We start from the raw sequence: 12210 nt of genomic DNA, 5'->3' as shown, positions 1-12210 counted from the left end.
CTTAGTCTTATAATACAATTATGGTCAATATAGGTCAAACAAAACCACTTTAAATCAAAAAAATATGTAGTTGTACCATGATTTATTCGCTATGTTTTTGAAATTCCCTGCTTATGTGTCTTTCAACATCATAACCGAATTATATAAATTTAAACGTAATAGGAGAAGTATGTGATTCGCAAAAAACAAAAGAACGCCTTTTCTGTAGAAGCGTTCTTTTGTGTATTATTCTTTTAGGAGATAAGTTACTCTATTTAAAATATGTTGAACTTGTTTTGCGTTTTTGCTATACATTTGACTTGCCGATTTCGATTTTGTTTCTAATGAGAATAATTCAAGATCAGCTTGACATTTTTTTAGAGAAGCCAACAATAATGGTCTATCCTGAGGGGATGGCATTTGAAGTTTATCATCATATATATCGACAGTAAGTTGTCCGTAAGAATCGACTTGCCCGATAAAGACATTTTCTATCACCACGCCAAGTTTCTCTAACTCGGCGTGAAGCCAAGCACGATTATGACCACTAGCTGAAAGTGGTTCATCTAGTACGTTTCCATCCATAATTACCGTTTGTGTTTCTTTTGCAGGTGCTATTTGTAAGCCGATATCTTTTGGGGTAAGAGGCTGTTTATCTCTTTTTAACAAGACATTTAATTCACCGCCCGACTCCAATACAGCATATTCAACATCTGCTATGCTAAACGCATTTTTCTTTCTAAGAAGTTCTAGTAGCTCATCGATTGTATAATTTTCTTTCTTTAAATTATCTTCAAGAACTTTCCCGTCTTTTATAAAAATAGTGGCTTTTCCTTCAATGAAATTTCTGAGCCGCTTGTTTTTTAAAGCAGCCATACCCGCGAAAAATGGAACAAGAGAAAAAACAAGCATACTAGAAACACCGTGCCAAAAGTTGCGCTCGAGTCCTGATGTAATTTCAGCGGCGATGTTTCCGATTGTCAGACCTGCAACATATTCGAAAAATGAAAGCTGTGAAATTTGCCTTTTTCCAAGCAATTTTGTCATTGAAAATAAAATAACTAAAATAACTAAGGAGCGTATAATGACAAGCAGCCATTCTGGTACATGAGGCATGGTTATTCCCTCCCGTTCAGCTAAAATCCTTTATATTGTGGTTCTTCTCTTTCTAATACGGAAATTCTACTTTTAAGGTCAGCGATTACACTGTCCATTTCCATCATACATTCATGGAAGACTTGTTTTGCTTCTTCTTCAGCAGCGTTTTGTGAAAGTGTGCTTAAACTTGCTTGTGCACTTTTTAAACTAGCGAGACATGTTTTTACACTAGCAACAACAGTCATACAAACACCTCTTATCCTTTTGGTTTAAATAGTAATGCTCCGATAAATCCGAAGATAATAGCTGCAGATATACCAGCACTTGTTACTTTAAACATTCCGGTTATAACCCCGACAATACCATGTTTTGCTGCTTCAGCCATGGCTCCATGAACAAGGGCGTTTCCGAAACTTGTAATCGGAACTGTTGCACCAGCTCCTGCAAAATCAATTAAAGGCTCGTACAGACCGAATCCATCTAGTATCGCACCAGCAACAACGAGCGTTGCCATTGTGTGAGCGGGTGTGAGCTTACCGACATCAAACATAAGTTGTCCAATTACACAAATCATTCCACCGATTACAAAAGCCCAAAAATAGATCATCTATTGCGCACCTCCAGTTTCAATCGATACGGCATGAGCAATGCACGGGATAGTTTCTTGCTGTTGGAATGTCAGTGGAGATAGCAGTGCTCCAGTAGCCACTACAAGTATTTTTTTGAATTCTCCTTTTTTCATTCTGTTCAATAAATGCCCGTATACGACGGTCGCTGAACAACCTGGACCACTCGCTCCTGCTATTACAGGCTGACCTTCTCTATAAATGAGTAATCCGCAATCTTGAAACTGTTCGCTTGTTACTTTCGTCCCGTGCTTATGCAGTAAATCATAAGCAATTTCCCGTCCGACATGACCGAGATCGCCTGTAACGATTAAGTCATAGTAGGATGCATCAATTTGTCTTTCGCGTAAATGAGCTTCGATTGTATCGACGGCAGCAGGAGCCATCGCACCTCCCATGTTAAAGGGATCGGTTAAACCCATATCGACAACTCGACCAATTGTCGCTGATGTAACACGTGGTCCTTCTCCTTGATCGCTCAAAAGAGCGGCACCAGCTCCTGTGACGGTCCATTGAGCAGTAGGGGGTTTTTGTCCGCCATATTCAGTAGGATAGCGAAATTGTTTTTCAACAGCGGTATTGTGACTGGATGCTCCTGTTAATAAATATTTTGCACCTCTTGCATTTACAATACTTGCCCCAAGAGCAAGGCCTTCCATAGAAGTAGAACAAGCGCCAAATAATCCAATATAAGGAGCACCGAGCGTACGGCAAGCAAAGCTAGAGGGAGTGATTTGGTTGATAAGATCACCTGCTAAAATGAACTGAATATCTTCTTTGCGGAGCTTTGCTTTTTCGGTTGCACGATTACAAGCTTCTTCAAACAGAACTTTATGTGCTTTTTCATAAGAATCTTGCCCAAGCCATAAGTCTTCATGAAGGGCATCAAAGTCTTCGGGAATTTTTCCCTTTGCTTCAAATGGACCTCCAATAACCCCTGTTGAGATGATGACCGGTTTATTTTCAAATACCCATGTTCGGTGTCCTTGTAGCATTTACAGCCCTCCCAATTGGATAAGGATGGTTTTAATAAGACCGATAACAAAAGCGGCGAATACACCAAATAAAATAACGGACCCCGCCAATTTAAACATGTTGCCACCTACTCCAAGGACAAAGCCTTCTGTTTTATGTTCAATACAAGCGGATATAACAGAATTTCCAAATCCAGTAACAGGTACCGCTGTACCAGCACCTCCAAATTGTGCGAGGCGGTCATATACACCAAAGCCCGTAAGCAACATAGAAATAAAAATTAGTGTTGCTACTGTAGGATTTCCCGCTGACCTTTCACTAAAATCAAAATAGGTAATATAAAAGGTGGAGATAAGTTGACCGATTAAACAAATAAAACCACCTACAAAAAAAGCTTTTATGCAATTTTTTAAAACAGGCCTTTTCGGTTCACGTTGTTGTTCAAATTTTTTATATTCTTGTTGTACTGGTGTTAAGTCTTTATCTTTACTTGGCATGTGAATCCTTCCTTTTCCTTTAAAGAACGTACAATTAAGTATCAGAGTTCATTTCTGTGTGAACTGTCTTTAATTTCTTTATAATGTATTCTTTATCGGCTTCTTTTTTCTTAATTTGGTTTTCCAGTTTATCTAATAGGATGAAAATCTTTCGATCCGTACTGACATAGACATTGAAAGTAGGGTTCTCTTTTTTTAATTTCTTTTTGATTTTTGACTTTAATGGTCTTAACTGAAGCCGTTCATGATGCTCAGGTTTAACAGCTACGTAAAGATCTGTGTTAGAGTTAGCAGCTCTAGCTTCTAGTATTTCTTCCATGGCAAGTACCCTTTTTTTTGCGTCATGTGATATAGATTGATTAAAAGATTCTTCCATACTTACCTTCGTTAACTGCGGTTCTTCTTTTTTCTTTGTTTTCTTATGAGTTTCTTGTTTTACTTCTTTATCTAAAGCATGATTACATCCTGTTGTTGAGCCTAGTAAGAGTATAAATAACACGGTAATTGTGCTGAATTTTCGCATTGCAATCATTCCATTTCTATTGCTTTATGTAATTCGAGTGAAAAAGGATGATATGGAATCATCCTTTTTCTGTTTCTCAAACAGTGAGTACTATAAGATTAAACAGTACCTGCACTTATTGTTGTCCGTATTGAGGCTCTTCTTGCTGAACTTCTTCTACACGTGGATTTAAAGTATCAATAACGGATTGTGTTTGCTGCGCAGCTGTTTGAAAAAGTTGCTTCGCTTGTTGGTTGTCCGTATCAAGAGCGAACCCCTCTAAGCTTGCTTGTGCACTTTTTAACCCAGCGACAGTTTGTTTTAATTTTGTAATTACAGTCATCGAATGAAGCCTCCTTATGGAATATGAATTCAAAGGTTATGATTTGTGAATAGGGGTGAAAATATGATTTCCAAATTTAGGGTTTGTGCGTTAGTTTTGAAGAAATGGCGTAGGCCCTTTTTTGTATAATAGTAGTTGCGCACATGGACATAAGAAGATATAATTACCAGTATATTATTCATGCGCCCATAGCTCAGTTGGATAGAGCGGTGGTTTCCGGTACCACGTCTGTCGGGGGTTCGAATCCCTCTGGGCGCGTCAAAAAGTCCTAACTTACATTTGTAGGTTAGGACTTTTTTTATTGAGCGCTTACCAAGATATATAGGTGATCCGGCACACCATATCAACTGTTTGACCATATACACCATGATTATCTCGTCAAAAGCGATTTTATCTTGTTATATCTACTTATAAGAGTTAGTATTGGTATGAGGTAATAAATTTTCTATGTAGTTATTTTGATTTTCAAACGTATAAGTCACTGCTATGAAAACAAAAAGAGATACTCTCTTCACTTAGCATAGGGTTAAAAAAGGCCCTAACCGCATCTACGCATGATTGGATGCTCTCTTCCACCCCAAAAAGGAAGGTTTTATATCAGTTCTTTAATTTGTATTTATAATATTTTCTTTCAATATTATTCAATTTGCGGTTGTAAGATGGAAACGTCATTAATACATATAAATTAATAATATTTTGGAAAGGGTATCTGCATAGGATTCTCCTTTTAGGAAACTTATTGTACAATAGAAACAAGGGGGAGATTAGATTGAAGGCAAGTCTTTTACAAGAACAAAGCTTACGTTTGGCCATGACACAAGAGTTAAGACAAGCGATTACAATGCTCCAATATAATGTGCAGGAATTATCGGAGTTTTTGTATGAGCAATCGATGGAGAATCCCCTTATTGAGTTAAATGGCTTTGAGCGGGAAAAGAAAAAGAGTTCAAGCAAAAGTAAAAGTACAAGCAAACAAGTCGATAACCAAATGGAGATTTACAGTGTAGATTCTACGTCGATTCAGCAACATTTATTAGATCAATTACAGTATTATAAAATAGATGAAGAACAGCGAAAAACAGCTTCTTTCATCATTATGAACATGGATGAAAATGGTTATTTACAAGAAACGAATGAAGAATTAGCAGAGTTACTAACCGCACCTATTGATGTAGTAGAACGCTCTATGGAGCTCGTTCAGTCATTAGAGCCAGCAGGGGTGGGAGCGCGTAATATTCAGGAGTGTCTATCACTTCAATTGAAGCGCTTACAAAAGAGAGATGCATTCTCAGAAATGATCGTGGATGAATATTTTACGTATTTTGTTAAGAAAGATTGGCGAAAGCTTGCTCATCTTATGAAATGTAGTAATGAGGAATTACAGTCAGCAGTTGATTGTATTACATCGCTTCAGCCAAAACCAGGGCTTGCGTTTTCTTCTGAGAAGCCGCATTATATTGTTCCTGATATGGCTGTGAAAAAAGAAGGCGATCGGCTTGTACTGCAAATGAATGAACGTAACATGCCGAGAATTGAAATTCATTCGGAGTATAGTGCGCTTCTTCATAATAGTGAGAGTGAAGTTGCTACCTATGTATCTGAGAAGTACCAGCATGTACAATGGATTATGCGCAGCTTAAAGCAACGAAAACAAACACTTCTGCAAGTAATGGAAATTATAATGAAGAAGCAACGTGATTTCTTTTGGAGAGGTCCTGAGTATTTAAAGCCACTTTCTTTAAAAGAGGTAGCAGAGGAACTTGGCGTACATGAATCTACTATTAGTCGTGCTACACGTAATAAATATGTGCAAACGCCACATGGTTTGTTTGAAATGAAGTCATTTTTTAGTAACGCAGTGGTTACAACAGAAGATGAGGCGATTTCTACAAAGCGTGTCAAACAATTGATTCAGACGCTTGTAGAGCAAGAAAATAAGAAAAAGCCACTTTCAGATCAAAAAATTTCGAAATTGTTAGAAGAAGAGCATGAAATCGTTATTTCACGAAGAACGGTTGCGAAATATCGAGAGCAAATGAACGTTCCTGCTTCTTCTTTAAGAAAAACAATTGGATAGGTGAAGAAGATGAAAGTTGTTTTATATACGAAAACGGACTGTGGTCTTTGCGAAAAAGCAAAACAGCTTTTGAAAGAAGTGCAACATGAATATTCCTTTGAAATTGAGGAAATAGATATATATGAAGATGATGAGCTTTTAGAAAAGTATCAAATTATGATTCCCGTTGTGGAAATTGACGGAAAACAGGCATTGTGCGGTGTCATTCACAAAGATGTCATAATAAACTATATAAAGAATGCAGTTAAGAGTTGAATAAGTTTCTATCTCCTGTTACAATAATACACGTAGCAGGGATTATTTTTTTAAACCTAGTGGGACACAAAATGTCACTACGGGACATAAAATGACCACAGGGGAAAATGAACCGATGCAGTGAGGAGAAAAGATATGCGCTCATGGATTCAAAATACAAAAAAATTATTACCTGATCTGCTACCTGTTATGCAAACAAGAATGCAAATTCTTCAGCACATTCGTCTTATGCAGCCGATTGGAAGAAGAAACTTATCCGCAAGTCTTGGTATGACAGAACGAGTATTGCGAAGTGAAGTGCAAGTTTTGAAAGAACAAAACTTAGTTCACGTCGCCTCTTCTGGAATGACTTTAACAGAAGAAGGAACAACTGTGGTTCTTGCTTTGGAAGACTTTATGAAAGAAATTTCCGGGTTAAAGGTTTTAGAAAAACAGCTTAAGGAAACATTAGACTTGGATGAAGTTTTCGTTGTCCCTGGTGATAGTGATGAATCACCTTGGGTCAAATTGGAGATGGGCCGTGCTTGTGTTACTTGTATAAAAGACCGTCTGACAGCGAATAATATCGTTGCTGTGGCTGGAGGAACAACGCTAGCTGCCGTTGCGGACATGATGCAACTAGATTGCAAAGATTTACATATGCTGTTTGTCCCAGCGCGTGGTGGAATTGGAGAAGGCGTCGAATTAGAGGCCAATACCATTTGTGCGAAAATGGCACAGAATACGATGAGCAATTATCGCTTATTATATGTTCCAGACCATGTTAGTAGCGAAGCATATGCGTCCATTGTGACAGAGCCTTCCGTGAAAGAAGTTCTTGAGTTGATTCGATCTTCCAATATCGTCATTCATGGAATAGGTGATGCGTTAACAATGGCACGTCGCAGAAATACTTCAGAAGCAGATTGGATGAAAATTAAAGCAAGTGAAGCAGTCGGCGAAGCTTTCGGTTATTACTTCAATGAACAAGGTAATGTCGTTCATAAAGTACAAACGGTTGGCATGCAACTAAAAGATTTACAAAATGTATCTAACGTTGTTGCAGTCGCTGGAGGTTCTTCAAAAGCAAAAGCAATACAGGCTGTAATTAAACAAGGGCACACTTCGATTCTAATTACAGACGAAGGTGCAGCAAAACAGTTAACAAAGGGTATTACCCTTTAATATAATCCCCCAAGGAGGAAATTCAAATGACTAAAATTGGTATTAATGGATTTGGACGTATCGGACGTAACGTATTCCGCGCAGCTCTTAACAACCCAGAGGTAGAAGTAGTAGCAATCAACGACTTAACAGACGCTAAAACTTTAGCTCACCTTTTAAAATATGACACAGTTCACGGAACTTTAAATGCAGAAGTATCTGCTAACGAAAGCAGCATCGTTGTTAACGGTAAAGAAATCAAAGTTATCGCTGAGCGTGACCCAGCTCAATTACCATGGAGCGACTACGGAGTAGAAATCGTAGTAGAATCTACTGGACGTTTCACTAAAAAAGCAGACGCTGAAAAACACTTAGGTGGATCAGTTAAAAAAGTTATCATCTCTGCTCCAGCTTCTGACGAAGACATCACTGTAGTTATGGGTGTTAACCACGAACAATACGATGCAGCTAGCCACAACGTAGTATCTAACGCTTCTTGTACTACAAACTGCTTAGCTCCATTCGCTAAAGTATTAAACGAAAAATTCGGTGTAAAACGCGGAATGATGACAACAATTCACTCTTACACTAACGACCAACAAATCTTAGACTTACCACACAAAGATTTACGTCGTGCTCGTGCAGCAGCTGAAAACATGATCCCAACATCTACTGGTGCAGCTAAAGCTGTAGCATTAGTATTACCAGAACTTAAAGGTAAATTAAACGGTGGCGCAGTACGTGTTCCAACTGCTAACGTTTCTCTTGTTGACTTAGTTGTTGAACTTGACAAAGAAGTAACAGTTGAAGAAGTAAACGCAGCATTCAAAGCAGCTGCTGAAGGCGAATTAAAAGGTATCCTTGGATACAGCGAAGAGCCATTAGTATCTATCGACTATAACGGATGCACAGCTTCTTCTACAATCGATGCATTATCTACAATGGTAATGGAAGGTAACATGGTTAAAGTACTTTCTTGGTACGACAACGAAACTGGTTACTCTAACCGTGTAGTAGACTTAGCTGCATACATGACTTCTAAAGGTCTTTAATTCTTAAGTTTATAAGTTATCAATGACAAAACGAGGGAGAGGGTTTGTTCCCTCTCTCTTCTTTCGTTTTAGGAGCAAATGTGATAAGCTTTTGAATGGGTTTTGTCAATCCTAACTAGTCGGAGGGAAATCCAATGAACAAAAAATCAATTCGTGACGTAGATTTAAAGGGTAAACGTGTATTTTGCCGCGTTGACTTCAACGTGCCTATGAAAGAAGGCAAAATTACAGACGAGACTCGTATTCGTGCAGCTCTTCCTACAATTCAATATTTAGTAGAGCAAGGTGCGAAAGTTATTTTAGCAAGCCACTTAGGCCGTCCAAAAGGCCAAGTAGTAGAAGAAATGCGTCTTACTCCAGTAGCAGCACGTTTAGGCGAGCTTCTTGGTAAAGACGTGAAAAAAGCAGACGAAGCATTCGGACCATCTGTACAAGAAATGGTTGCAGCAATGAACGAAGGCGACGTATTAGTTCTTGAAAACGTACGTTTCTATGCGGGCGAAGAAAAGAACGATGCAGAACTTGCGAAAGAATTTGCAGCTCTTGCTGATCTATTCGTAAACGATGCATTCGGTGCAGCTCACCGTGCTCACGCTTCTACAGCAGGTATTGCGGATTACCTACCAGCAGTATCAGGTTTCTTAATGGAAAAAGAATTAGAAGTATTAGGAAAAGCACTTTCTAATCCAGATCGTCCATTCACAGCAATCATCGGTGGTGCGAAAGTAAAAGATAAAATCGGTGTAATTCGTCATCTATTAGACAAAGTAGATAACTTAATCATCGGTGGAGGCCTTGCTTACACATTCGTTAAAGCTTTAGGTCATGAAATTGGTCTATCTCTATGTGAAGATGACAAGATTGAACTAGCAAAAGAGTTTATGGCACTTGCAAAAGAAAAAGGCGTAAACTTCTACATGCCAGTTGATGTTGTAATTACAGAAGAATTCTCTGAAACTGCAACAACTAAAATTGTTGATATCGACTCTATCCCTTCAAACTGGGAAGGTGTGGACATCGGACCAAAAACACGTGAAATTTATGCTGATGTAATTAAAAACTCTAAGCTTGTTGTATGGAACGGACCAATGGGTGTATTTGAAATGACTCCATTCTCTCAAGGTACAAAAGCAGTAGGACAAGCATTAGCAGATGCAGAAGGTACATACTCTGTTATCGGCGGTGGTGACTCTGCAGCAGCTGTTGAAAAATTCGGTATGGCTGATAAAATGAGCCACATTTCTACTGGCGGCGGTGCGTCATTAGAATTCATGGAAGGTAAAGAACTTCCAGGTGTAGTTTGTCTTAACGACAAATAAGTAGCAGCCAAAGAAAAAGGACGGTGCAAAGCATGCGTAAACCAATTATCGCAGGTAACTGGAAAATGAATAAAACTCTATCTGAAGCAGTTAGCTTCGTAGAAGAAGTAAAAGGTCAAATCCCAGCAGCAACAGCTGTTGATGCAGTAGTTTGCTCTCCAGCTCTTTTCTTAGAGCGCTTAGTAGCGAAGGCTGAAGGAACTGACTTAAAAGTAGGTGCACAAAACATGCACTTCGAAAAAAATGGTGCATTCACTGGCGAAATTAGCCCAGTAGCACTTAGCGACTTAAAAGTGAGCTACGTAGTACTTGGCCACTCTGAGCGTCGTGAAATGTTTGCTGAAACAGACGAAACAGTAAACAAAAAGACTATTGCAGCATTTGAACATGGCTTAACACCAATCGTTTGCTGTGGTGAAACTTTAGAAGAGCGCGAAAGCGGAAAAACATTTGATCTAGTAGCAGGTCAAGTGACTAAAGCACTTGCAGGCTTAACAGAAGAACAAGTGAAACAGGCTGTTATCGCTTATGAGCCAATTTGGGCAATCGGTACAGGTAAATCTTCTTCTTCTGCAGATGCAAACGAAGTATGTGCTCACATCCGTAAAGTTGTTGCAGAAGCTGTTTCTCCAGCGGCTGCAGAAGCTGTTCGTATTCAATACGGCGGTAGCGTAAAACCAGAAAACATTAAAGAATACATGGCACAATCTGACATCGACGGCGCTTTAGTTGGCGGTGCTAGCTTAGAGCCTGCTTCCTTCTTAGGTCTTCTGGAGGCGGTAAAATGAGAAAGCCAACAGCTTTAATCATTCTTGATGGTTTCGGACTACGTGAAGAAACTTACGGGAATGCTGTAGCACAAGCTAAGAAACCTAATTTCGACGGTTACTGGAACAAGTTTCCTCACACAACGCTAACAGCATGTGGTGAAGCGGTAGGTCTTCCAGAAGGTCAAATGGGTAACTCTGAGGTTGGTCACTTAAATATCGGTGCTGGCCGCGTAGTATATCAAAGCTTAACACGTGTGAACGTTGCAATTCGTGAAGGTGAGTTCGATAAGAATGAAACTTTCCAAAATGCAATTAAAAGCGTAAAAGAAAAAGGTACTGCTCTTCATTTATTCGGTTTACTTTCTGACGGTGGTGTGCACAGTCACATGAACCATATGTTTGCACTTCTTCGCTTAGCAGCAAAAGAAGGCGTGGAGAAAGTATACATCCATGCATTCTTAGATGGCCGCGATGTTGGACCGCAAACAGCAAAAGGTTATATCGATGCAACAAATGAAGTAATTAAAGAAACAGGCGTAGGACAATTCGCGACTATCTCCGGTCGTTATTACTCCATGGACCGTGACAAGCGTTGGGATCGCGTAGAAAAATGTTACCGTGCTATGGTGAATGGCGAAGGACCTACTTACAAATCAGCATATGAGTGCGTAGAGGACTCTTATGCAAATGGTATCTATGATGAATTCGTATTGCCATCTGTAATTGTTAATGAAGATGAAACGCCAGTTGCAACAATCAATGATGATGATGCAGTTATCTTCTATAACTTCCGTCCAGACCGCGCAATTCAAATTGCACGTGTATTTACAAACGAAGACTTCCGCGAGTTCGATCGTGGTGAAAAAGTACCTCGCATTCCAGAATTCGTATGTATGACACACTTTAGTGAAACAGTAGATGGTTACGTGGCATTCAAGCCAATGAACCTTGATAACACATTAGGTGAAGTTGTTGCGCAAGCGGGATTAAAACAACTTCGCATCGCGGAAACTGAAAAGTATCCGCACGTTACATTCTTCTTTAGCGGTGGTCGTGAGGCTGAATTCCCAGGAGAAGAGCGTATCTTAATTAACTCACCGAAGGTTGCAACGTATGACTTGAAACCTGAAATGAGCATTTACGAAGTAACCGACGCTTTAGTAAATGAAATCGAAAATGATAAACATGATGTGATCATTCTTAACTTTGCAAACTGTGATATGGTTGGCCATTCTGGGATGATGGAACCAACAATTAAAGCAGTAGAAGCAACTGACGAATGTTTAGGAAAAGTTGTAGAAGCGATTCTTGCAAAAGATGGTGTAGCACTTATTACTGCTGACCATGGTAATGCTGATGAAGAATTAACTTCAGACGGACAGCCAATGACAGCTCATACAACGAACCCGGTTCCTTTCATCGTTACGAAAAATGATGTTGAATTACGTGAAGGTGGCATCTTAGGAGATATCGCTCCAACAATGCTTACACTTCTTGGTGTTGAACAACCGAAAGAAATGACAGGTAAAACAATTATTAAATAATTAAATTGTATATATAAAAGGAGAGAAAAT

General features: G+C 39.1%; 14 protein-coding genes and 1 tRNA gene. 8 read left to right on the top strand and 7 right to left on the bottom strand.

The window, feature by feature from the left end:
• Positions 1–225 precede the first annotated feature (225 nt).
• The 7 genes from AC1M36_RS16675 to AC1M36_RS16645 all read right to left on the bottom strand — a co-directional run bounded on the left by AC1M36_RS16675 (position 226) and on the right by AC1M36_RS16645 (position 4020).
• Entirely contained in the window at positions 226–1095 is an 870-nt protein-coding gene (locus AC1M36_RS16675; RefSeq protein ID WP_336451683.1) for a DUF421 domain-containing protein, read from the bottom strand.
• 20 nt (positions 1096–1115) lie between these two features.
• Positions 1116–1322, bottom strand: coding sequence for a DUF1657 domain-containing protein (locus tag AC1M36_RS16670; protein ID WP_336451684.1), 207 nt, complete (start codon positions 1320–1322; stop codon positions 1116–1118).
• A gap of 11 nt (positions 1323–1333) precedes the next feature.
• Positions 1334–1684: a stage V sporulation protein AE gene (gene spoVAE, locus AC1M36_RS16665; protein WP_336451685.1), complete on the bottom strand. Its 351-nt coding sequence runs from the start codon at positions 1682–1684 to the stop codon at positions 1334–1336.
• Positions 1685–2698 (bottom strand): stage V sporulation protein AD, encoded by a 1014-nt coding sequence (spoVAD, locus tag AC1M36_RS16660; RefSeq protein ID WP_336451686.1) that lies wholly within the window; start codon positions 2696–2698, stop codon positions 1685–1687.
• Positions 2699–3175 (bottom strand): stage V sporulation protein AC, encoded by a 477-nt coding sequence (gene spoVAC / locus AC1M36_RS16655; RefSeq protein ID WP_174101010.1) that lies wholly within the window; start codon positions 3173–3175, stop codon positions 2699–2701. It lies immediately after the preceding gene.
• Positions 3176–3209: 34 nt separating this feature from the next.
• Entirely contained in the window at positions 3210–3698 is a 489-nt protein-coding gene (locus AC1M36_RS16650; protein ID WP_336451687.1) for a YhcN/YlaJ family sporulation lipoprotein, read from the bottom strand.
• Between the two features lie 115 nt (positions 3699–3813).
• Positions 3814–4020 (bottom strand): DUF1657 domain-containing protein, encoded by a 207-nt coding sequence (locus AC1M36_RS16645; protein ID WP_174101008.1) that lies wholly within the window; start codon positions 4018–4020, stop codon positions 3814–3816.
• A gap of 182 nt (positions 4021–4202) precedes the next feature.
• On the opposite strand from AC1M36_RS16645, the gene AC1M36_RS16640 reads away from it, so the two are divergent.
• The 8 genes from AC1M36_RS16640 (at position 4203) to gpmI (ending at position 12180) form a co-directional block, all read left to right on the top strand.
• Positions 4203–4278 (top strand) — tRNA-Arg (locus tag AC1M36_RS16640).
• A gap of 511 nt (positions 4279–4789) precedes the next feature.
• The gene (gene rpoN, locus AC1M36_RS16635; protein WP_336451688.1) at positions 4790–6097 is read left to right on the top strand and encodes an RNA polymerase factor sigma-54; all 1308 of its coding nucleotides are present in this window, start codon (positions 4790–4792) and stop codon (positions 6095–6097) included.
• Positions 6098–6106: 9 nt separating this feature from the next.
• Positions 6107–6352, top strand: a complete 246-nt coding sequence (locus AC1M36_RS16630; RefSeq protein WP_336451689.1) for a glutaredoxin family protein — start codon at positions 6107–6109, stop codon at positions 6350–6352.
• A 135-nt stretch (positions 6353–6487) separates the two neighbouring features.
• A complete protein-coding gene (cggR, locus tag AC1M36_RS16625; RefSeq protein ID WP_336451690.1) occupies positions 6488–7516 on the top strand; it encodes a gapA transcriptional regulator CggR in 1029 nt (342 codons plus the stop codon).
• A gap of 26 nt (positions 7517–7542) precedes the next feature.
• Positions 7543–8547, top strand: a complete 1005-nt coding sequence (gene gap / locus AC1M36_RS16620; protein ID WP_000161231.1) for a type I glyceraldehyde-3-phosphate dehydrogenase — start codon at positions 7543–7545, stop codon at positions 8545–8547.
• 134 nt (positions 8548–8681) lie between these two features.
• Complete coding sequence (locus AC1M36_RS16615) at positions 8682–9866, top strand: phosphoglycerate kinase (RefSeq protein WP_336451691.1); 1185 nt, start codon at positions 8682–8684, stop codon at positions 9864–9866.
• Positions 9867–9898: 32 nt separating this feature from the next.
• Positions 9899–10654, top strand: a complete 756-nt coding sequence (gene tpiA / locus AC1M36_RS16610) for a triose-phosphate isomerase (protein ID WP_336451692.1) — start codon at positions 9899–9901, stop codon at positions 10652–10654.
• Entirely contained in the window at positions 10651–12180 is a 1530-nt protein-coding gene (gene gpmI, locus AC1M36_RS16605; RefSeq protein ID WP_336451693.1) for a 2,3-bisphosphoglycerate-independent phosphoglycerate mutase, read from the top strand. The genes tpiA and gpmI overlap by 4 nt, the downstream gene beginning before the upstream one ends.
• Positions 12181–12210: the final 30 nt, after the last annotated feature.

The sequence above is a fragment of the Bacillus sp. Medicinal_06 genome, from assembly GCF_056711665.1.
Note: the sequence above shows the minus strand (reverse complement) of the source record. Positions and strands in the feature narration are given on the sequence as shown.